Source organism: Mycobacterium sp. NGS61 (assembly GCF_059812325.1).
The window spans coordinates 727,841-749,162 of sequence record NZ_JCALCL010000001.1 but is presented as its reverse complement, the minus strand read 5'-3'; the positions used below and the strand labels follow the sequence as shown (position 1 = coordinate 749,162).

The following is a 21,322-nucleotide window of genomic DNA, read 5'->3' as shown; positions in this document are numbered from 1 at the left end:
GCTGGCCACGATGGGCGTGCTGGTGCTGGTGGGTGCCGTGATCGGCAGCTTGCTGCTGGACCGCACCGACGAGGTGTCGCGTTCGCTGCGCGACGACATCCAGCCGTCGCGGGTGGCGGCCGCCCAGTTGCAGTCGGCGTTGCGCGATCAGGAGACGGGCCTGCGGGGCTATCTGATCTCCGCCGATCCGCAGTTCCTCACCCCGTACTACGACGGGATACGCGCCGAACAGGCGGCCTCGCAGGACATTCGGCAGCGCCTGGTGCGACGGCCCGATCTGATCGCCGACCTGGAAGCCGTCGAGACGACCGCGGCCAGGTGGCGTCACGACTACGCGGAGCCACTGATTTCCCGGGTCACTCCGCACGTGGCGGCGGTGGTGCCCAATGCCACGGCGGCCCTGGGCAAGTCCGACTTCGACCACCTGCGCGCTCTCTTCGATGCGCAGAATGCCCATCTGACCGCGGCCCGCGACGGCGGCGCCGCCCGACTCGAGCGCATGAACGACTGGCGGGACCGGGTGCTGGGCGGGATGGTGCTGGTGTTCATCGCCACCGCCGCGTTGTTGGGCCTGCTGGTGCAGCGTGCGGTCACCCGTCCGCTGGCCGCGCTGGCCGCCTCGTGCCGGTCTATCACCGACGGCCATTTCACCGAGACCATCGAGCCGCCGCGTCGGCCCGCCGACATCCGCGGCATGGCCGTCGATGTGGAGAACATGCGGCAGGGAATCGTGCTCGCGTTGGAAGATTCCCAGATCGCCCAGGCCCAGCTGGACGAGCAGGCCAGCGATCTGCGCCGGTCGAACGCCGAACTGGAGCAGTTCGCCTATGTCGCGTCCCACGATCTGCAGGAACCGCTGCGAAAGGTCGCCTCGTTCTGTCAGTTGCTCGAGCGGCGGTATGCGGACAAGCTCGACGCCCGCGGTGTGGAATACATCAACTTCGCTGTGGACGGCGCCAAGCGCATGCAGGTGCTGATCAACGACCTGCTCAGCTTCTCCCGGGTGGGCCGGCTCAACACCAAGTACACCGCCGTCGAGCTCGACACCGCACTTGATTCGGCGGTGGCCAACCTCGCGGTCGCGATCGAGGAATCGCAGGCCGAGATCGTCCGGCTGAACCCGCGTCTGCCCCAGGTGTACGGCGACCCGACGCTGCTGACCATGCTGTGGCAGAACCTGATCGGCAATGCGGTGAAGTTCCGCCGGGAAGACCTCGCGCCCCGGATCGTCATCGACTGCCAACGCGGCACCGGCAACCGGCAGGGTTTCTGGCTGCTCAGCGTCGCCGACAACGGCATCGGTATTCCGCCGGAGTTCGTCGACAAGGTCTTCATCATCTTCCAGCGCCTGCACGGTCGCGACGCCTATGGTGGAACGGGACTCGGGCTCGCGTTATGCAAGAAGATCGTCGAACATCACGGCGGCACCGTGTGGATCGACACCTCGTATACCGAAGGGACACGGTTCGAGTTCACCCTGCCGATCGTCGAGTCCAACGGGGGGGCCGGCGCGGCGGTCCAACAGAGCTTGGTCACTGCAGAAGGAGCACGCGAATGATGATGATGGCACCCGGTCGGGCGATCGACATCCTGCTGGTCGAGGACGACCCGGGAGACGAACTCATCACCCGAGAAGCCTTCGAGCACAACAAGCTCAACAACCGGTTGCATGTGGCGCGCGATGGTGAGGAAGGGCTGAACTACCTCTACAAGCGCGGCGCCTACGAGCACGCGCCGCGGCCCGACCTCATCCTGCTCGACCTGAACCTGCCGAAATACGACGGCCGGCAACTGCTGCAGAAGATCAAGTCCGATCCCGAGCTGTGCCGGATTCCGGTCGTGGTGCTGACCACGTCTTCGGCGGAGGAAGACATCCTGCGCAGCTACAAGCTGCACGCCAACGCCTACGTCACCAAGCCGGTGGACCTCGACCAGTTCATGAACGCGGTCCGGCAGATCGACGAGTTCTTCCTTCAGGTCGTGCGGCTGCCCAACGGCTGAGCCATCGCGTCGGCGGACTCGGCGGCGTGCACGATGCCGTCCCGGTCGATCACGTGCACGTGCACCGTGGCGAAGTCGAAGAAGATGCCGACCACTTGTATCGCGCCCGACTCCAGCGCGGGCACCAGGATCGGGTTCCGGCTCAGCCGGTCCACCTGCATTGCGATGTTCACGATCGCCAGCTGGTCGACGTCGCTGAACCGGAAGCCGTTGGACGTGCTGCTCACCCGGGCCGTGTGATGGTTGCGGTAGGCGTCCAGACTCTCCTGGGCGTACTCCAGCCAGCGGCCGATCGCAGTGCCGGGGTCGACAGACGTGCCGTCCAGCAGCACCTGCATCGCGCGGCACGACGAATGACCGCAGACCACCACCGATGTCACGCCCAGCCGGTTGACCGCGAAGTCCAGCGCGGCGTCCACCGAGCGATCGGCGGGATCGTCGGGCACCAGGTTGCCGACATTGCGGACGATGTAAAGGTCCCCGGGCCGGCTGGCGGTGATGGTGTCCGGCAGAATCCGGGAATCCGCGCAGGTCAGGAACAGGGTGTCCGGGTTGGTCGAATCGGTCAACTCCGAGACGTGGTGGTGCAGGTGCGGCACGCCGCTGCGGTGATATTCCTCGACGCCGTCGAGGATCGACACGTCGGACCGATCTCCGTTGCGGTCCCGGCGTGACGTCCACGGGACTTCCCGCAACGAGCCCGACTTGAAGTGGCGTTTCGGTGGCCTGGTGTGCGCGGTGGACAGGTTCGCCGGTGAGATCTCATTGATTCGGACCCGCCCGCCGGTGGCTTCGTGGCTGGTCTTCCAGTCTGAGATGGCCTCCGAGATGGAATGGTCGATGTAGTCGGCGTTGAGGTTCAGCGTGACGTCAGAACCCTTCGGCAACGTGGACAGCACGCCCGTCAGGCGCGGCATCAGCAGGAAGCTGAGCGTGCCGTCGATGTCGACGCGCCACTCTTTGGTCTCGTCGCCCACCGGGCGGGCTTCGATGGGGGCCCGTACCACGCGCACCAGCAGGAAGCCGATCGCCACGGCCAAGCCGATCGCCACACCCTCGAGCAGGTTGAGGAACACCACGCACACGATGGTGATGCTGTAGATGACGGCGTTCCCGGTGCGCCAGGCCAACTGGACGTGGGCCAGTTTGACCAGCTGCAAACCGATCACGATGAGCAGGCCGGCCAGGGCAGCGGTGGGGATCAGCTTGACCAGGTCGGTGAACAGCGAGGCGAACAGCAACACCCACACGCCGTGCAGGATCGCCGACATCCGGGTCCGGGCACCGGCGGCCACGTTGGCCGAACTGCGCACGATGACGCCGGTGATGGGCAATCCGCCGAGCAGACCGGACAGCATGTTTGCGCTGCCCTGCCCGATCATCTCCCGGTTGAAGTTGGTGCGCGGACCGCTGTGCAGCTTGTCGACCCCGACCGCGCAGAGCAGCGACTCCACGCTGGCGATCAGCGCAATGGTCAGGACGCCGAAGACGATGGTGCTGATCTCGGTGGTCCAGGTCGGCCTGCCCGGTTCCGGAAGCTGGGGCAGGCCGATGGCGTCGAAGAAGCTGCCCTGCAGATTGATGCGCTCCACATCGAGGCCGACCACCCTGGCCAGGATCGTCGCAGCCACGATGGCCACCAGGGCGCCGGGAACCATCCGCACTTTCGGCGGCAGCTTGCCCCACGCCAACAGGATGACGATGACCGTGCCGCCGACGATCACCTCGTGCAGTTCGTGGTGCAGGATCCCGTTGGGGATCGCGATCAGGTTCTGCCACGCCGAGCTGAACGATTTGCCGCCGATCAGCACATGGAACTGCTGCAGCACGATGGTGATGCCGATACCCGCGAGCATGGCGTGCACGACGACGGGAGCGATCGCCAGCGCGGCGCGCGCCATCCGGCTCACGCCGAACAGGATCTGCAGCACACCGGCCGCCAGGGTCATCATGCACAACATCTCGAACCCGAGATGTTCGATCAGCTCGGCGACCACCACGGTCAGGCCCGCAGCCGGGCCGCTGACCTGAACCGAAGAACCACCCAGCGCGCCGGCGACGATACCGCCGACCACCGCGGCGATCAGCCCCGCGGCGAGCGGGGCGCCGGAGGCGATCGCGATTCCCAGCGACAGCGGCAGCGCGACCAGGAACACGACCATGGATGCCGGGAGGTCATGGCGCAAATTAGTCAGGAGGCCGCCGGACTCCGGCGCTGCAGCGGAACCGGTGGTGGTGCTGCTCATAGGACTCCTCGGAACCCGGCCGTCTGGACAGTCAGCGGACCGATGCGACCGCCGCTCGCCGGCGACCTTTCACGACCGGGGTGAACACGGCCTGTCCGTACCGTGTCCACCGGGCGGCGGACCGGCGGGAAACGTCATATCTGCCGGCAGCAAACATGTGAATCCCGCTATGATTTCCGCCGGAGGCGGACGCCCAAATCGTCCCTCGCGGCACGCGGAATCGGTCGGCCGAGCACCGATTCATGGCGTATTCAAAGAAAGACACCGATTGGCGAACCGCGCTTAAGAACCGCCGGTGAGGTACAGCTCGTTGTGTTGACCGACCGCCGGCGGCGGGTCGGTGACCGTGGCGTCGAAGCTGGCGAAGCGCGCCGGGGTGCGGATCACGGTGACCGCGGCCTCGCCGTCGCCGACGACCAGGGCGAGGTCGTTCTCCGCGAACAGCGGGGTGTCCACCACCTGTTTCCAGCTGTAAGCCAGGCAGGCCATCAGGCCGCCCTGCTGCAGCAGCTCGACCCATTCGGCCGCAGTCTTGGTGGCCAGCGCCTGCTCGAGTTCGTCGGTCAGTTCCGGATAGTTGATCGCCCGGGACCGCTGGTCGGCGAACCGCTCGTCGTCGATCAGGTCGGGTCTGCCGATGATCTCGCACAGTTTGGTCCAGTGCTTGGGCACGTAGGCGCTGATCACCAGGTAGCCGTCGGAGGCGCGGAAGGCGTCCGACGGCTGGGTGGCAAAGCCGACGCCCTTACGTTTCTTGACCGGCGCGTCGGATTTCGGGGCCGGCGCCGGCGCGCCGGTCTTGTTCAGGTGAATGGTCAGCTGATTGGCCTGCAGGCCGACCGCGACGTCGTACATCGCGACCTCGACGAGGTCGCCGACGCCGTGCCGTTCCCGATTGAGCAGGGCGGCCAGCACCGCCTGGGCCAGCACGTGACCACTGGCATTGTCGACCAGCTGGAACGGGATGATCTGCGGCTTGCCGCTGGGTGTCGGCATGCCGGTGCTCATGCCCGCTTCGGCGGCGACCATCAGATCGACGCCGGGGCGTGAGCCGTGGGGTCCGTTGCCGCCGTAAGCGCTCAGCCGGGCATAGATCAATGTCGGGTTGCGGGACCGCAGTTCGTCCGGACCGAGGCCGAGCCGTTCCATGACGCCGGGCCGGAACCCTTCCAGCACCACGTCGGCGGTGTCGGCCAGCTGCAGGATCTGCTGCTTGGCCCGGTCGTCGGTGAGGTCGACGGCCACCGACTTCTTGCCGCGGTTGTTGGGCAGGAAGTAGGTCGCCAGTGGGGGCCGGCCGGGCAACACCGAGGTGAGGCGCCGGGACTGTTCGCCGCCAGGCGCCTCGATCTTGATGACTTCGGCGCCCAGGTCGGCCAGCACCTGTCCGGCCAGCGGTCCGGCCACGTTCTGGGTGAAGTCCAGTACCCGGAAGCCGTCCAGAGGTTTGGCGGCGGCGTTGTTCGGCATGGTTAGACAGATTAACGAGGCGCCGACAAGCGGGCGCGCATGGCACGGTCGCAGCCGGCGCACCGCTAGCATCGACGGGATGGAGACTGCGGCCACCTCCCACGTGCACGCGGCGCCTGCGCTGCACGACTCCGAATGGCAGCGCAACGCGCGGTGGGCACACCGGCTGGCCTGGGTCAGCCTCGCGGTGTTGCTGATCGAGGGTGGCATCGGTGTGTGGCAGGGCTTGGCGGTCGGGTCGGTCGCATTGACCGGCTGGGCCCTGGGCGGGGCATCCGAGGGCCTGGCCAGCGCCATGGTGGTGTGGCGGTTCAGCGGTGACCGGGTGCTGTCGGACACCGCCGAACGACGTGCCCAACGCGGTGTCGCGGTGTCTTTCTGGCTGGTGGCTCCGTATGTCGCCGCCGAATCCATCCGTCACCTGTTCGTCGGCGAGCACGCGGAGACGTCGGTGATCGGGATCGGCTTGACCGCACTGGCCCTGATCCTGATGCCGGTGCTCGGCTGGGCGAATCGCCGGCTGGGCACGCGTCTGCGGTCCGGGGCCACCGCGGGAGAGGGCACGCAGAACTATCTGTGCGCGGTGCAGGCCGCCGGGGTGCTGGTCGGGCTGGCCGTCACCGCGGCCTGGCCCGCCGGATGGTGGATCGACCCGGTGATCGGACTGGCCGTCGCTGGGATCGCGGTGTGGCAGGGAGTCCGCGCTTGGCGCGGCGAGGACTGCTGCTGATCCCTCCGGCAGCCGTCGGCTATTGGCCGGGGGAGCCGTCCGTTCCCTGCTGGGGGTTGATTCCGAAGGCTTTGCCGCCCTTGCCGCCGGCGCCGCCCGTGGCGAGGCCGTCGCCGCCGTTGCCTCCGTTGCCGCCGACGGACTTGCTGGTCGACGGGAGGGTGGCAGAAATCGTCGAATCGCCGCCGGTGCCGCCGGCGCCGCCGGTACTGCCGACATCGGTGCCGGCGCCGCCCTGACCGCCCGCCCCGCCGAAGCCGCTGCCCAGACCCGCGTTCTGCGCGCTGCCGCCGGCGCCTCCGTTGCCACCGGCGGCACTGCCGGCGCCACCCTGACCGCCGTTCCCGGCGGTGGCGGAAGCAGTCGAGGTGGTGGAGCCGATCGACGCGAAACCACCGACACCCCCGTCGCCGCCCTTGCTAAACGTGCTGGTCCCGCCGGGTGCGCCGGCAGTGCCTGTCGCCGCACCCAAGCCGTTGTTCTCAGCCGATCCGCCTTCGCCGCCGACACCTCCGGTGCCGCCGGAACTGTTGCCGGCCGCGCCGGCTTTACCGCCGACGGCATTTGCCGTCGAGTTGGGGTTGTCGATCTGCGAATGGCCGCCGGCGCCCCCGGTGCCGCCATTTCCGATGCTGCCTTTGCCACCGGCACCGCCCGCCCCGGCGACGTTGTTGCCCAGTCCGCCGTTCTCCGCCTCGCCGGCGTTACCGCCGTTGCCGCCGGCGAATCCTGAGCCGCCGTTGCCGCCGGAACCGCTGGTTGCGGTCGCGGTGGAGGTCGTGGAGTCGATCATGCCGCCGCCGCCGTCGCCGCCGTCGCCACCTTGTCCGGCAAAGCTGGTCCCACCGGCTGCGCCGTCGGAGCCGGTGACGGTGCCCAGGCCGGAGGTGTAAGCCAGGCCGCCGTCGCCGCCACGGCCGCCATCACCGGTGCCGCCACCGTTGCCGCCCGCGCCGGCTACGCCACCGACGAGATCGGCCGTCGAGTTGGGGTTGTTGACCAGTGAGCTGCCGGCGGTGCCACCGTCACCGCCGTCGCCGGTGGCGCCCTGACCGCCGCTGCCACCGCCACCGGCGAAGTTGGCGCCGAGACCTTCGTTTTCAGCGTTGCCGCCCCGGCCGCCGTTGCCGCCGGAGGCGCCGTTGGTGCCGTCGCCACCCGTGCCGCCGGTGGCGGTCGCCGTCGAGTTCGCGTTGGCGATCAGTCCGGTGCCGCCGTCACCACCATCGCCTCCGCCGTCGCCACCGCGGCCCCCGTTGCCGCCGGTCGCGTTGCCGGTGCCGTGGGCCGTGGCCAATCCGCCGTCGCCGCCGCTGCCGCCACGGACGGTGCCGGCGCCGCCGTCGCCGCCGCGACCGGCGGTGGCATTCGCGGTGCCGGCACCGACTGCGTCGCCACCCTTGCCGCCGTCGCCGCCGTGGACGCCGTCGCCGCCGTTGCCACCCGTCCCGCCGATGCCGGCGTCACCCGCGCTCCCGCCTGTCCCACCGCTCCCGGCGCTGCCGCCCTGACCAGCGGTGCCGCCGTTGCCGCCGTTGCCACCGGTACCGGCCGCCAGGTGACCGCCCCGGCCACCCAACCCGCCGTCGCCGCCGCGGCCGCCGTCGCCGTTGGTGCCGCCGAACAATCCTGGCGCATTGCCTCCGGCTCCACCGGACGCCCCGGTGCCGCCGCGTCCGCCCAGGCCGCCGTCCGTCCCGGCCCCGCCGGTGCCGCCGGTTCCACCGATCCCGCCGGCTCCGCCGTCGCCCCACAACAGGCCGCCGTTCCCGCCTGCCCCGCCGACGCCGCCGATCCCGCCGGGCCCGCCGAACTTGGTGGTGCCACTGGCCCCCGGCACACCTTGGCCGCCGGCGCCGCCGGCACCGCCGCGGCCGAACAATCCGGCATCGCCACCACGGCCGCCGGCCTGCCCCACTCCGCCGGACCCGCCGTTGCCGCCGTTGCCCCACAACAGGCCGCCGGCGCCGCCGTTGGCGCCGGTGCCGGCCGCACCGTTGGTGCCGTCGCCGATGAGCGGGCGGCCCAGGAGCAGGTTGGTCGGGGCGTTGATCGCCGCCAGCACTGCCTCTTCAAAGCTCTGCACCGACGCGACATTGGCCGCCTCGGCCCAGCCGTAGGCGCCCCCGGCCCCGGACAGGGCGCGTACGAACTGTTCGTGCAACGCCGCCGCCTCCGCTTGCATCGCCTGGTATTGGCGGCCGTGGGCGGAAAACAACGCGGCGATGGTCGCGGAGATCTCATCCGCGGCAGCGGCCGTCATCGCCGTCGTGGCGCCCGCGGCAGCCTGGCTGGCGCCGCTCACCGCCGAGCCCACTCCCGACGCCTGCGCGGCCGCAGCGGCAATTGCATCGGGCACTACGGACACATAGGACATGGTCTTCTCCTCGCCGCCAGATGGCTTACGGCCAGTTGGGCTGCCACCGGTGAGCGCATCGTATCGGTCACCCACCGCACGTTGGCCGATTTTGGCCAATTGGGTGGACCAAATTTCGTTGTCCGATGAAAGATATTGCCGCACACCAATATTGGCGATCTATGTGCGGCTCAGTCCAGTCGGTAGCGGATCAGTCGCGAGCTGTTGGCCACCACCGCGACCGACGACGCGTTGTGCAGGATCGCGGCCAGCACCGGTGACAGCGCGCCGCCCGCCCCGATCAGCAGCCCGGCGGCATTGACGGCGATCGACATGCCGTAGTTCTGTTGGATGACGTCCACCGCACGGGCGCCCAGGTCCCGCACGTCCAGCAGTCGGTGCAGGTTGTCGTTGGCCAGCGCCACATCAGCGGTCTCCACCGCGACGTCGGTGCCGGCCAGTCCCATCGCGATGCCGATGTCGGCGGCAGCCAGGGCGGGGGCGTCGTTGATGCCGTCGCCGACCATGCCGACCACGTATCCTTCGCCCTGTAGTTGCCGCACGGTCTCGAGCTTGTCCTCAGGCATCACCTCGGCGCGCCACTCGTCGATATTCAATTCGGCGGCCACCACCGCGGCGATGTCCGGGTGGTCTCCGGTCAGCATCACGATCCGGCGAATGCCGTTGGCTCGCAAGAGCTTCAGCACGTCGGCGGCCTCGGGTCGCACTTCGTCGCGCAGGCTGATCAGGCCCACCAGTTTGCCGTCCACCGCGAGCAGCAGCGGGGTCTCCGCCTCGGCGCGCAGCTTGTCGACCCACTCCTGTGCCTTCTTGGACACCCGGACGTGCTCGGCGCGCAGCAGTCCCGGACTGCCGAGCAACAGGGTGCGCCCGTCGGCCCAGGTCCGCATGCCCAGCCCCACCAGCACCTCGCACTCCTCGTGCGGCGGAATGCTGATGTGGCGTTCCTCGGTGGAGCGGATCACCGCCTCGGCCAGCGGGTGCCGTGAGTGGATCTCCGAGCTGGCGGCGTAGGCCAGCACCTGCTCGGGTTCCCAATCCTTGTGCAGCGAAACGATATTGGTCACCACCGGACGTCCGACGGTCAGCGTGCCGGTCTTGTCGAAGACGATCGCGTCGACCCGGCCGGCCTGCTCGAGATGCGAACCGCCCTTGATCAGGATGCCGCGCCGCGCGCCGTTGCCGATGGCCGCGCTGATGGATGTCGGGGTGGACAGCCCCACCGCGCACGGGCAGGCGATCAGCAGCATCGTCATGGCGCGCCGCACGTCGCCGGTGACCAGCAGGGTCAAGGCGGAGACGACGAACGACGTGGGCACGAAACGGCGGGAGAAATTCTCCCCGACCGTTTGGATCGGGGCGCGGTCGTGCTGCGCCTCTTCGACCCGGGTGATGATGCGGCCGATGGTGGTCTGGTTGCCGACGGCCTGCGCGCGCACCACCAGCCGGCCGCGCACCACCACCGACCCGGCGTGCACATGTGCTCCGGCTGTGATCGAGACCGGCAGGTTCTCCCCGGTGATCGCGGACTGGTTGACCACGGCCTCGCCGGCCACCACCTCGCCGTCGACCGGGATCGCGACGTGGTCGTGGACCACTACCTCGTCGCCGATCTGGACGGTGTCGATGGCGACCTGCACCTCGGTGCCGTCGGGCAGCCGCAACCAGGCGGTGTCCTGGTTGCCGCGCAACAACTCCGAGATGGCGCGCCGGGTTCGGCGCAACGTCAGGTCCTGCAGATATTCGCCGATGTTGAGTAGCCACAACACCGTCAGCGCCACCACATTCTCGCGCAGCACCAAGCTGGCCACGGTGGCCGCACTGACCAGCGCATCGGTGCCGAGCCGGCCCGAGCCCACCGAGCGCAGCGCGCCGCGCAGGAACGGGTAACCGGTGAAGATGGTGACGCCGGTGGCGACCACTCGCCCGCTCGGGCTGAGCAATGGGGGGCGGGTGAACACATAGCGGCGTATCCCGAGCAGTGCCAGCGCGGCGCCGCCGATGACCATGCGCAGCACGTCGGTGTTGCGGATCTCCGACGAGTGCGGGGCCCGAGCCGCAATCAGTTCCGCCGCAGTGCTTTTGGCGCCCGCTACGGCGTCGAGCACCGCGGCGCGGTCACAGCGGCTGGGGGAGTACCAGACGACGACCGACCCGGTCCGTGGGTAGGCGTGCACCACCCGCACGCCGTCGCACCCGGCGACGGCGTCCTCCACGGCGACGGCGCGCCGGGCATCGGAGCGAACCCAGTCGACCTTGATTCGCATCCGACCGGCGGCGTCGGAAACGACTTCCGGCGTCATGTGCTGGTCAGTGATCGTGGTCGTGGACTTCGCCGACGGCCGGGGTGGGTGCCTCTTCGCCGATGCGTTCGCGCGCTTCGGCCATCACATCGGCGATCTTGAGGCGGGCCGATTCGGCGGCTACTTCTGCCTTGCGGGTGCCGCGCAGACCCAGTTCGGCGCTCTTCACCGCGGTCTCGTGCAGGGGTGCTTTCCTGGCGGCTTTCTTGAGCACTTCGTAGGCGGTCACCCCGGCAAGCCCGGTGATCACCGTCGAAGCCGCCTTGGCCAAAAGCACCTGCACCGCCATCATCCGCACCTTTCTACAGGGTTTTCCCGACGCTAACATCCAAATATTGCGATATCAACATGAATCGTCGTGCCGGCGCTCGTCTAATTCGGTTCAGGCTGCGGCAAAATATGCGCGGCCTATGTATATGCCGCATCGCGGGGCGCGATGTGCGGCGGCCGAAGTACCCTGGCTTGTCCACTGATTCCGTCCTCGGGTCCCTGCGCCACGAGCGGTGCGATGAGTTCAACCCGGACACGGTGCTTCGAGGAGCAACGAGTCATGAATTTCGGGAGCTACCCGCCAGAGGTCAACTCGGCCCTCATGTTTGCCGGTGCTGGGTCGGGACCGTTCCTGGCCGCGGCCGAGGCGTGGGGTGCGCTCGGCACGGGACTGAATTCGGCGGCGAGTTCGCTCCAGGCCGTGGTGTCGGCGTTGACCGCTGGTCCCTGGTTGGGGCCGTCGTCGGCGTCGATGAGCGCAGCGGCGGCGTCATATGCGGCGTGGTTGCGAGCCACCGCTGCACAGGCCGAAGAAACCTCCGCCCGGGCCAAGGTCGCCGTCGCTGCCTACCAAACCGCGTTCTCGGCGACGGTTCCGCCGCCGATCGTGGCGGCCAACCGCAGTCAGTTGTCGACCCTGGTCGCGACCAATGTGTTCGGCATGAACACCCAGGCGATTGCGGCCACCGAAGCCGAGTACGGGGAGATGTGGGCCCAGGACGCGGCGGCGATGTACAGCTACGCAGCCTCCTCGGCCGCAGCGACCGAGCTGACGCCGTTCGAACCACCCCCGCAGATCACTGACCCGGACGGCGTGGCCAACCAGGCTGCAGCCGGACGGGCCGCGACGGAGAGCGCCGTCCAGCGAGCCTTTGCCGCGGTGCCTAGCGCGCTGCAGAGCGCGGCGACCCCGGCGGCGGCCGCGGAGGACCCATTGCTCCTGCTCGCCGTGCTGGGCGATCTGTCCACCATCACCTTCGGCCTGTCAGCGGCCATCGCCACCCTTGGGCTCGGCGTGCCTGCCAGTGTGCTCGGGGTGGTCAACCTTCCGGTCGCCATCTACAGCACCATGGTGGGTCTGCACAGCGACGAGATCCTCAGCGGCTGGGATGGCGTTATGCCCTTTCCGAGCACGGAGCCGGCGCCGGTGGAGCCGTTTCCGGCGCCGCTGCTCAACTTGCCGGCGGGCACGGTACCGCCGCCGAAGTTGTCGGCCGGTCTGGGTGAGGCCAACACGGTCGGGGCGTTGTCCGTGCCGCCGACGTGGACCGTCGCCACCCCTTCGGTGCGCCCGGTCGCGTACACGCTGCCGGCGCTGGCTGGATCCGCAGCGGAAGTCGCCGCCGTACCGGTGGCGGGAGCCGGCTCGGCCGGCACGCTCGGTCAGCTGGCACTGGCGGGCATGGCCGGACGAGCCATGGCCGGAACCGTGGGCGCCGGACGGCGCGTCGGCAAGGATGCCGGGAAGGCGGTGGGGGCCGCTCGCGCCAGAACTGCTGGGACCCCCGGCGACAACGCGGCACCCGGCGAAACCGGTGAGCCGACCAACGACAAGCCCCGGGCTGTGGTCACCGGAGTCGCGGCCGAGCTACGTGAATTCACCAAGCTGCGCGACGAGGGGATTTTGACCGACGAGGAATACACCGAGCAGAAGAACCGCTTGCTGGGTCGCTGAGGCCCCGGTAGGGCGACTGCATCAGTCATCGAGAACGAACGAGACGAGGTATGCGCTGCAGTGGATTTCGGCATCTATCCGCCGGAGATCAACTCCGGTCGGATGTATACCGGTCCAGGACCGGGGCCGATGCTGGCCGCTGTGCAGGCTTGGGCCAGCCTGGCGGACGAGCTGCACAGGGCGGTCAACGGATATCAGTCGGAGGTGTCGGAGCTCACCGCAGGGACTTGGACGGGTCCGTCGTCCGCGGCGATGAGCGCAGCGGCCGCGTCATATGTGGAATGGCTCCGCGCTACCGCCGCCCAAGCCGAGCAAACCGCCGCCCAGGCCCGGGTGGCGGCCGCCGCTTACGAGGCCGCGTTCGCGTCGACGGTGCCGCCTGCGGAGGTCGCCGCCAACCGCAGCCTGCTGGCAGCGCTGGTGGCGACGAATTTCCTGGGACAGAACACTCCGGCGATCGCGGCAACCGAGGCGCTGTACGCCGAGATGTGGGCGCAGGACAGCCTGGCAATGTACAACTATGCAGCTTCGTCGGCAGCCGCAACGGTGCTGACACCGTTCACCCCACCGCACCAGAACACCGATCCGGGCGGGACGGCCGGCCAAGCCGCCGCGATCCGTTCGGTTGTGCCGCAAGCGTTGTCCGCAATGGCGGTCCCGGCCCAGTTCGAACAGTTCGAACTCCTGGTCGGCCTGGTCGGACTCTTTCTCGTTGCGCCAACCGAAATAGTGGCCCTTTTCGGGGTCTTACCGGCAGACGTGATCGGCAACTTCGGGGATTTTCCGCTGGCCGGGTTCACCGCTGCCTCGGGAGTCGATGACGACGAGACATTCAGCGCCTGGGACGGGGTGGAGCCGTGGCCCGGTACCGGACCGGCACCCGTGGAGCCGTTTGTGGCGCCGCTGGCGAAGCCGCCCGCGGGCGGGCTGCCAGTGCCGACGATGTCTGCGGCGGTGGCCCGCGCGAACGTGATCGGGGGCTTGACGGTGCCGCCGAGTTGGACCCGGACCGTCGCAGCCGAAATACGCCCGACCGCACTGACCACTCCGTTGGCTGGTGCGAACACGGCAGCGGCGGCAGAACTCGGCGCAGCGAACTCGGTCAATCAGATGGGAGCTGGCGTCATGGCCGCGCAGGCGATGGCCGGCCCGCCGGCCGGCGCGGACGGCCCGAAGAATGGCACGCCGGCGCGGCCCGCCGGCCCCCCCGAGCAAGCACCCACCGAGGATGTCGAGGTAGTGCCCGCTCCGCGGACCGTGATGACCGGCGTGGCTGCCGCGATCCGCGAGATCGCCGTACTGCGCGCCGCCGGACTGCTGAGCGAACAGGAATACACCGAGCAGAAGAAGAGCCTGCTGGAGATCTCGTTCGGCCAGTAGCTCAGCTGGCGGATGCCGGCCCGACTGATCACGCCGGTCCAGATCTGGAGGACGCGGGTTCCCAGGCCAGCTCCAGGCGACGCCGGTACCCAGTACGACCAGGACGGCGCCTACGGCGTCCCCGGCGCACCCGGGGAACCCGGCGGCGTGCCGGCGCCGCCGCCACCCCCGGGCCCACCGTGGGCCACTCCGAAGATCGAGCTGGCGTTGCCGCCCTTGCCGCCGTTGCCGCCCGGGCTGCCCGGCTGCGTCGCAGCACCGCCGGTGCCCCCGGTACCGCCGTCAGCGATCCCGGCAGCCTTGCTGATCGCCTCACCGCCGACGCCACCGGTCCCACCGCCGGCACCACCATTGCCGCCCGTGCCGCCGACGCCACCGGTGAGGTGGTTCGAGCCTTCGCTGTAGGCGATCCCGCCCGTGCCGCCGATACCACCGGTGCCGCTGAGGCTGGAGCCACCCACTCCGCCGGTGCCGCCGACCGCGTCTACCGACGAAGTGGGGTCGTAGATCATCACCTGGCCGCCGGTGCCTCCCTTTCCGCCGTTGCCGGTGGTGGCGTTGCCGCCCGCCCCGCCAGTGCCTGGGTCGACACTGCCGGTGCCGAACGAGTGCGTCCAACCGCCCTCGCCGCCCGCGCCGCCGGTGGTTCCTGCGCCGCCCGCGCCGCCGTCCCCGCCGACTGCCGTCGCCGTTCCGCCGACCAACTGCACTGCGCCGCTGCCACCATTACCGCCGGTGCCGCCGGTTCCCGTACCGGCGTCGCCACCCTGCCCGCCGGTGCCGCCGATCGCGTTCGCGGTGCCGTTGGTGATGGCCACGCCCGCGTTGCCGCCGGCGCCACCGTCGGCGCCACCGGAGCCGCCGGCGCCGCCGTCCCCGCCGTAGGCGTTGCCGGTCCCGCGGGTTGCGCCGTACGCGCCTTCCCCACCGCTGCCGCCGGTGCCCGTTTCGCTGGTGCCGCCGTCCCCGCCGCTGCCGCCGAACGCCTCGGCGTCGGCTGTCGCGCTGTCGCTGCTAGCAGTGGCACCGTCCCCGCCGGCGCCACCGGTCCCGGAGGTGGCGGTGCCGCCCGCACCGCCACTGCCGGCCCAGACGCTGCCCTTTCCTTCATGGGTGGCCACCCCGCCGGCTCCGCCGGCACCACCTGAGACACCGGCACCGCCCGTGCCGCCGTCGCCACCGACGGCAGCCCCTGCTGAATCGACCTTGGCGTAGTACACGTCACCACCGATGCCGCCCTTGCCACCGGTGCCGCCGGAGGCATTACCGCCGGCGCCGCCGCGGCCGGCGAGCGCGTCGCCCGTCCCTTGGCCGACCACACCGCCACCCCTGCCGCCTTCCCCGCCGGCGACGGCGCCGCTGCCGCCGTCCCCGCCGGTTCCGCCGATACCGTCGCCGGCTCCGTACTGGAATACGACGTTGACCGAGCCGCCCTTGCCGCCGGCGGCTGCCTCGCTGCTGCCACCCGCGCCGCCGTTGCCGCTGCTGGCGTTGGCGGTGCCGGTGGGGTTGTAGCTTTGGGCCCCGCCGCCGTCACCGCCGTCGCCACCGTTGCCGCTGGAGCCGGCGCCCCCGGCGCCACCGTCGCCGCCTGCGGTGAATCCGATGCCTTCGCTGTAGGCATCGCCGCCACGGCCGCCGGTGCCGCCGGTGGTGCCCGCACCGCCGGCGCCGCCCTGACCACCGGTGTGGGGGCCGGCAACGGAGGAGAAGCTGGAGGCGTCGCCGCCGAGGCCGCCGTTGCCGCCGGGCCCGGTGCTACCGCCGTCTGCGCCCGCTCCGCCGGCACCACCGAACGCCGAGCCGGCGCCTTCACTGCTCGCGTTGCCCCCGGCCCCGCCGTGGCCGCCGCCGGCCGCACCGCTGCCTCCGGTGGCGCCCGCGCCTCCGGTGGCGCTGCCCGGCGCAGATGTCGCCGCCTGACCGCCGTCCCCGCCGGTCCCGCCGCGACCGGTGATGCTGTCGCCGCCGAGGCCGCCCATTCCGCCAACGGTGTTGTGGGTGGATCCACTGTTTTCGATAATCGCCATGCCCCCGGTTCCACCGGTGCCGCCGTCACCGGTGGTGCCGTCACCCCCGGCACCGCCGGTGCCTGCCGAGACCTGCCCGATGCCCGCGGTGTAGGCCGAACCGCCGTGCCCGCCGTCGCCACCGGTAACACCATTGCCGCCCACACCGCCGGTGACACCGGTGGCGGTTGCCATCGACCCCTCCAGGAAGATCACCGCGTGGCCACCATCGCCGCCTCGGCCGCCGGTGGTGGCGCCGTCGCCGCCGGCTCCCGCTGCGCCGCCGGTGGCCGATCCGGTGCCGTGGTTGTACGCGATGCCGCCGGCCCCGCCGCCGCCGCCGGTCGCGGTGTCGCTGCTACCGCCGGCGCCGCCGGCGCCGCCGACGGCATTGCCGGTGCCATAGCTGTACGCGTCCCCGCCGTAGCCGCCATAGCCGCCGATCCCGGTAGCCCCCGCCACGCCCTGGCCGCCGGTGGCCGTCCCGGCGCCGTAGACGTAGGCCTTGCCACCGATTCCGGCCGCGCCGATCCCTGCGGGACCCATTCCGCTGGTTCCACTGATTCCTCCGGTCGCGTCGGCAGTGCCGTAGCCGGTGGCGGTCCCTCCGAAGCCGCCGTCGCCGCCCACCTCGGTGCCTTCGCCGCCTGCACCGCCGGCACCGCCGACGGCGTGGCCGGTGTGCGTGGTCGACTCACCACCGGTGCCACCGGTGCCGCCGAAAACGCCGGTGCCGCCGGTGCCACCCTGCCCGCCGACACCGGAGCTGCCTGCCGTGCCGCCGGTGCCGCCGCTCCCGGCGGCACCCCCCTGGCCCGCGATGCCGCCGGTCCCGCCCATGCCACCTTTTTCGATGAGGTTGGTTCCGCCCTGGCCGCCTTTACCGCCGGTACCGCCCCGGCCGCCGTCGCCGTTGGTGCCGCCGTTGCCGGCGCCGCCGGTGCCGCCCTGGCCACCCTTTCCGCCGTCGGTGCCGACCAGGCCGGGGGACATGGCCGAATCGCCCTGCATGCCTGCGCCGCCCTCACCGCCCGCACCGCCTTCGCCGCCCGTGCCCGCCGCACCGGACGCGGCGCCGGCGTAGCCCGCCCCACCGATGCCGGCCGCCCCGCCGGTGCCTCCGTTGCCGCCGGTGCCCGCGCCCGAGCCGGTGTCGACCGCCCCGGTGCCGCCGGTCCCGCCGGCGCCGCCGGTGCCGCCGGTCCCGCCCGCGCCGCCGACGCCGTGCGCGCCTGCCGTCCCGCCGAACAGCGCCCTGGACTGTCCGCCGGCCCCACCTGCGCCGCCGGTGCCGCCGAAGCCGCCCTGTCCACCGTCGCTACCGGTTTCGCCGACACCGCCGCTGGCGGCGGTGCCGGTCGCACCGGCCAGGCCCGCGCCGCCGGCACCACCGGTCCCGCCAACGCCACCAGCCCCGCCCGCCCCACCGTTGCCCCACAGGATGCCGCCATTGCCGCCGGCCCCGCCGGCCGCGCCGGCGCCACCGGTGCCGCCGATCACCCCGCTCGGCCCGGTCGCGCCGTTGGCCCCGATGCCGCCGGCCCCGCCGGCACCGCCGTGACCGAACAACCCGGCGTCGCCGCCGCGCCCACCGGCCATCCCGGCCGCCCCCGAACCGCCGTTACCGCCGTTACCCCATAACAGCCCGCCGGCCCCGCCGTTGGCACCGGTCCCGGCAGCGCCGTCGGCACCGTTGCCGATCAGCGGGCGGCCCAGCAACGCATTGGTAGGCGCGTTGATGACACCCAGCACGGCTTCTTCGAGACTCTGCAACGGTGCTGCGCTGGCCGCCTCGGCCAGGGCATAGGCCGAACCCGCCCCGAGCAACGTCTTGACGAACTGCGCGTGCGATGCGGCCGCCTGAGTGTGCAGCGCCTGGTACTGCTGGCCGTGGGTGGAAAACAGGGCGGCGATCGCCGCCGAGACCTCGTCCCCGGCGGCGACTGCCACCGCGGTCGTGGCGCCTGCCGCCGCGTGGCTGGCAGTCTGCACCGCCGATCCCACCCCGGACACCTCGCGGGCGGCGACGGCCATGATCTCGGGCACGGCGAACACATACGACATTCGTGGACTCCTTCGACGCGCGGCAACGGGAGACGGCTGGCACGTCGACTCCCGACCGGTCAGTCGCCATCGATCCAGCCGCATCGTATAGCTGGGCCATCGATAATTTGCTGTTTTCGCGCATTCGCAGTTGCGTTTCAATTCGGCACATAGGAGTCTCAAATGATCTTCGAACAATTCAAGTGATAGATGCATTTCTCGCAGGCCAGCGCGGCCCTCAGCGTGCGCAGTCTCGTCGGCCTGGGTGAATTCGTTGTGCCGCATCGTTTGCCGACCCGGCGGCAGCGCCGGGCCGTGCCGACAGGTGGTGACCGGTGCTCTATACGACTCGTGGCGAACGAATATTGCCGACCGGGCGGTTTGGTTGAATCGGGGCACGCGGAAAAGACTTCGAGCAATTTGCTGAATAGTATTCCACTACCTGGCTGTCACATTCACCGACACCGGCCGTCGGCGCCGAACGACGTGGTGGGCGCCCCCGACGCGGCGCCCGACGGCCGTCCCTGCGAATTGACGAGTCAGTTAATTCGATTTTGCCGTCCGAAAGCTCTCGTCATTTGTCCAGCACCCGGGTGACCTTCTCCGTTTCGACCCGACGCGGCAACGCGCCTGGGTCGGGGTTGGCCACCTGGACCAGCGACCCGCCCACCGACAGCACCGTCAGCAATCGGTCCACCAGGTGCTCGGGCCGGTCCCAGGCCAAGCTGGACAACACCCGATCCTCGCCGGTCAGACTCTGCAACGCCGCGGATTGTGCACAGGCGGCCAGCACCTGGGCCGCAGACTGACCGGCCAGCGCCGGGCCGGGGGTGCGCGCGGGGACGACCTGATCGCCATGCACCCGCACCGCCGTGGCGTAGTCGGTGACGCCGATCGGCAGATCAGGCACCGGCTTGCCGAAGGGATCCAACGACAGCACGGCGACCTCGCCACCATTGGCCGCGTCGTCGGCCTCGTCGAGCCGGTCGATCGTGCACAGCGCGACCTCGGCCGGTCCGTCCCGCACCGCTTCGGCGCCGATCCACCACACCCCGAACAGCACCGCCGCCGTCTGCCAGTGCGCCGGCAGCAGAACGGCGACCCGACTGCCCGGCCCGGCGCCCAGTTCGTCGCGCAACAGATTGGCCGTCTTGGCCGCCCAGTTGGCCAGCGTCACCGCGGACAGCTCGATCCGCTCGCCGGTGGCGTCGTCGTAGTAGGTGATGCGCGGGCCGACCGGGTCGGCGCGCAGCATCGGGTCCAGGATCGCTGCGGACAGCGTGGTCAGGGCAGACACGGCACGGTCAGTTTATGCACTCGGGGTTCTCGGAGCCCGCGGTCAAGATCGGTGACGGCGCCGGGACCGTGCCACCCGTGCTGTTGCCGGCCGCCGCACTCGAGACCCGCGCGGACGTCGCTGTCCCACCGTCGAGTCCGGATCCCGGGCCGGTGTAGTCGTTGGCCAGCACCACCCGCACCGATCCGGCCGGTATCGAGGTGTCGGCGACGACGGGCAGCCCGCCCAACAGTTTGGCGACCTCCTGGGCGCCCAGGTCGTCGGTCTTGGCGACCCGCACCTGACTGCCCTTGACGTGGCCACCCTCGTTGTTGCCCACCGAGCCGGCGGTAAAGCCCTTGGCGCTCAACGCATCCGACACCGCCGACGCGAGGCCGTTGATGTCGGTGTCGTTGACCACATTGGCGGTGGTCTTGGCCGGCGTGTAGGCCAGTTCCTCGGTTTTGCCCTGATCCTGTTCGTGCAGCAGGCCGCCGACCCACTCCTGAACCTGGTGGGCGTCCACCCGCACCACGCTCTGCATGCCGTCGTCGCTCCAGCCGGCACCGTCGAGCACCGGGATGGTCGCGAACGCCACGTTGCCACCGGCCAGCTGCTGCAGCTGCCGCACGAAATCCATGATGTCCCAACCGGAGGACAACACCACCGAGCGCTGCACGGCCTGCTCGAGTCGTCGCAGGGTGGCGGGACTGGACAGCGTCTTCCCGGAGATCACCCGGTGGGCCAGCGAGGCCATCACCGCCTGCTGGCGCACCACCCGGTCCAGGTCGCCGCGCGGCAGTTCGTGACGCTGGCGCACGAAGCTCAGCGCCTGGGGGCCGTTCAGCTTCTGCCGGCCGGCGGGGAAGTCGGCGCCGGAAAGAGGTTCGTAGACAGCGTCTTTGAGGCACACCTCGACGCCGCCGAGCGCATCGGCGATCAGGGAGAAGCCCAGCAGTCCGATTTCGGCGTAGTGGTCGACGGTGACGCCGGTCAGGTCGGCCACCGTCTTGATCAGCGCTTCGCGGCCCGCCTCGGTGCCGACCGCGGCGGCCTCGCCGGCCGAGGCGCCGGCTTTGACCAGGCTGACGCGCTTGGTCTCGCGGGTCTGTCCGTACACGCCGTTGATCTTGGTCTTGCCCAGGTTGGGGGCCTGGACGTAGGAGTCGCGGGGGATCGATATCGCGGTGGCCGACTTCCCGTTGTCGGGGATGCGGATCAGGATGATGGTGTCGGTGTTGGTGGCTTCCTCGTCGCCGGCGCGCAGCGATGCCAGCTCCTCAGCGGAGAGCGGGTTGCCGTGCGCGTCGGTGCGGCTGTCCAGGCCCACCAGCAGGATGTCGATCGCGCCGTCGTCGGCTCCGTGGCCCAGCGAGGGTGCCGACATGTGGAAGATGCCGTCCTCGAACGACTTCACGTTGCTCCAGGCGACGCCGGTACCGAGTACGACCAGGACGGCCATTGCCGTGCAAACCACACGCATCACACGAGTCACACTCTGCTCAAACACCACTGTAGGTTACTTGCGCAACACCGGCTTTC

At 70.4% G+C, this 21,322-nt stretch carries 13 protein-coding genes; 5 read left to right on the top strand and 8 right to left on the bottom strand.

Translation table 11 applies throughout. The annotated features are described in order from the left end of the window. Positions 1 to 10 precede the first annotated feature (10 nt). Positions 11 to 1,558 (top strand): sensor histidine kinase, encoded by a 1,548-nt coding sequence (locus AC5Y3Z_RS03605; RefSeq protein ID WP_463828360.1) that lies wholly within the window; start codon positions 11 to 13, stop codon positions 1,556 to 1,558. Between the two features lie 2 nt (positions 1,559 to 1,560). After that, the gene (locus AC5Y3Z_RS03600; protein WP_463828359.1) at positions 1,561 to 2,001 is read left to right on the top strand and encodes a response regulator; all 441 of its coding nucleotides are present in this window, start codon (positions 1,561 to 1,563) and stop codon (positions 1,999 to 2,001) included. Here the strand turns inward: AC5Y3Z_RS03600 and AC5Y3Z_RS03595 are convergent. Together AC5Y3Z_RS03595 and AC5Y3Z_RS03590 are read right to left on the bottom strand one after the other, a co-directional pair. Further along, on the bottom strand, positions 1,974 to 4,247 hold the full coding sequence (locus tag AC5Y3Z_RS03595) for a SulP family inorganic anion transporter (protein WP_473139717.1): 2,274 nt from the start codon (positions 4,245 to 4,247) through the stop codon (positions 1,974 to 1,976). The two genes, AC5Y3Z_RS03600 and AC5Y3Z_RS03595, sit on opposite strands and share 28 nt — an antisense overlap. Before the next feature lie 282 nt (positions 4,248 to 4,529). Further along, positions 4,530 to 5,717: a CoA transferase gene (locus AC5Y3Z_RS03590; protein WP_473139716.1), complete on the bottom strand. Its 1,188-nt coding sequence runs from the start codon at positions 5,715 to 5,717 to the stop codon at positions 4,530 to 4,532. A gap of 79 nt (positions 5,718 to 5,796) precedes the next feature. Here AC5Y3Z_RS03590 and AC5Y3Z_RS03585 point away from each other — a divergent pair, with 79 nt between their 5' ends. Beyond that, positions 5,797 to 6,447 carry a cation efflux transmembrane domain-containing protein gene (locus tag AC5Y3Z_RS03585; protein ID WP_463828293.1) on the top strand — a complete coding sequence of 217 codons (651 nt, stop codon included), beginning with the start codon at positions 5,797 to 5,799 and terminating at the stop codon, positions 6,445 to 6,447. Positions 6,448 to 6,466: 19 nt separating this feature from the next. Here AC5Y3Z_RS03585 and AC5Y3Z_RS03580 read toward each other — a convergent pair whose 3' ends face one another. The 3 genes from AC5Y3Z_RS03580 to AC5Y3Z_RS03570 form a co-directional block, all read right to left on the bottom strand. Beyond that, a complete protein-coding gene (locus tag AC5Y3Z_RS03580; RefSeq protein ID WP_473139715.1) occupies positions 6,467 to 8,824 on the bottom strand; it encodes a PE family protein in 2,358 nt (785 codons plus the stop codon). A 170-nt stretch (positions 8,825 to 8,994) separates the two neighbouring features. Further along, on the bottom strand, positions 8,995 to 11,127 hold the full coding sequence (ctpC, locus tag AC5Y3Z_RS03575; protein WP_473139714.1) for a manganese-exporting P-type ATPase CtpC: 2,133 nt from the start codon (positions 11,125 to 11,127) through the stop codon (positions 8,995 to 8,997). A 7-nt stretch (positions 11,128 to 11,134) separates the two neighbouring features. Continuing rightward, positions 11,135 to 11,416, bottom strand: coding sequence for a DUF1490 family protein (locus AC5Y3Z_RS03570; RefSeq protein WP_463828290.1), 282 nt, complete (start codon positions 11,414 to 11,416; stop codon positions 11,135 to 11,137). Positions 11,417 to 11,677: 261 nt separating this feature from the next. Here AC5Y3Z_RS03570 and AC5Y3Z_RS03565 point away from each other — a divergent pair, with 261 nt between their 5' ends. Together AC5Y3Z_RS03565 and AC5Y3Z_RS03560 are read left to right on the top strand one after the other, a co-directional pair. After that, the gene (locus AC5Y3Z_RS03565; protein WP_473139713.1) at positions 11,678 to 13,072 is read left to right on the top strand and encodes a PPE family protein, SVP subgroup; all 1,395 of its coding nucleotides are present in this window, start codon (positions 11,678 to 11,680) and stop codon (positions 13,070 to 13,072) included. A gap of 60 nt (positions 13,073 to 13,132) precedes the next feature. Continuing rightward, complete coding sequence (locus AC5Y3Z_RS03560) at positions 13,133 to 14,452, top strand: PPE family protein (protein ID WP_473139712.1); 1,320 nt, start codon at positions 13,133 to 13,135, stop codon at positions 14,450 to 14,452. Positions 14,453 to 14,562: 110 nt separating this feature from the next. Here the strand turns inward: AC5Y3Z_RS03560 and AC5Y3Z_RS03555 are convergent, their stop codons facing one another. The 3 genes from AC5Y3Z_RS03555 to AC5Y3Z_RS03545 all read right to left on the bottom strand — a co-directional run bounded on the left by AC5Y3Z_RS03555 (position 14,563) and on the right by AC5Y3Z_RS03545 (position 21,263). After that, positions 14,563 to 18,525, bottom strand: a complete 3,963-nt coding sequence (locus tag AC5Y3Z_RS03555; RefSeq protein ID WP_473139711.1) for a PE family protein — start codon at positions 18,523 to 18,525, stop codon at positions 14,563 to 14,565. A gap of 553 nt (positions 18,526 to 19,078) precedes the next feature. Further along, positions 19,079 to 19,759, bottom strand: a complete 681-nt coding sequence (locus AC5Y3Z_RS03550) for a TIGR03089 family protein (protein WP_463828358.1) — start codon at positions 19,757 to 19,759, stop codon at positions 19,079 to 19,081. A 49-nt stretch (positions 19,760 to 19,808) separates the two neighbouring features. After that, positions 19,809 to 21,263 carry an LCP family protein gene (locus AC5Y3Z_RS03545; RefSeq protein ID WP_473139793.1) on the bottom strand — a complete coding sequence of 485 codons (1,455 nt, stop codon included), beginning with the start codon at positions 21,261 to 21,263 and terminating at the stop codon, positions 19,809 to 19,811. Positions 21,264 to 21,322 lie beyond the last annotated feature (59 nt).

Bases quoted from the DNA above. Each gene is read 5' to 3' on its own strand.
- AC5Y3Z_RS03580 (WP_473139715.1), bottom strand. From the start codon at position 8,824: ATGTCCTATGTGTCCGTAGTGCCCGATGCAATTGCCGCTGCGGCCGCG.
- ctpC (WP_473139714.1), bottom strand. From the start codon at position 11,127: ATGACGCCGGAAGTCGTTTCCGACGCCGCCGGTCGGATGCGAATCAAG.
- AC5Y3Z_RS03595 (WP_473139717.1), bottom strand. From the start codon at position 4,247: ATGAGCAGCACCACCACCGGTTCCGCTGCAGCGCCGGAGTCCGGCGGC.
- AC5Y3Z_RS03545 (WP_473139793.1), bottom strand. From the start codon at position 21,263: ATGCGTGTGGTTTGCACGGCAATGGCCGTCCTGGTCGTACTCGGTACC.
- AC5Y3Z_RS03565 (WP_473139713.1), top strand. From the start codon at position 11,678: ATGAATTTCGGGAGCTACCCGCCAGAGGTCAACTCGGCCCTCATGTTT.
- AC5Y3Z_RS03605 (WP_463828360.1), top strand. From the start codon at position 11: ATGGGCGTGCTGGTGCTGGTGGGTGCCGTGATCGGCAGCTTGCTGCTG.
- AC5Y3Z_RS03550 (WP_463828358.1), bottom strand. From the start codon at position 19,759: ATGCTGCGCGCCGACCCGGTCGGCCCGCGCATCACCTACTACGACGAC.
- AC5Y3Z_RS03600 (WP_463828359.1), top strand. From the start codon at position 1,561: ATGATGGCACCCGGTCGGGCGATCGACATCCTGCTGGTCGAGGACGAC.
- AC5Y3Z_RS03570 (WP_463828290.1), bottom strand. From the start codon at position 11,416: ATGGCGGTGCAGGTGCTTTTGGCCAAGGCGGCTTCGACGGTGATCACC.
- AC5Y3Z_RS03555 (WP_473139711.1), bottom strand. From the start codon at position 18,525: ATGTCGTATGTGTTCGCCGTGCCCGAGATCATGGCCGTCGCCGCCCGC.
- AC5Y3Z_RS03590 (WP_473139716.1), bottom strand. From the start codon at position 5,717: ATGCCGAACAACGCCGCCGCCAAACCTCTGGACGGCTTCCGGGTACTG.
- AC5Y3Z_RS03585 (WP_463828293.1), top strand. From the start codon at position 5,797: ATGGAGACTGCGGCCACCTCCCACGTGCACGCGGCGCCTGCGCTGCAC.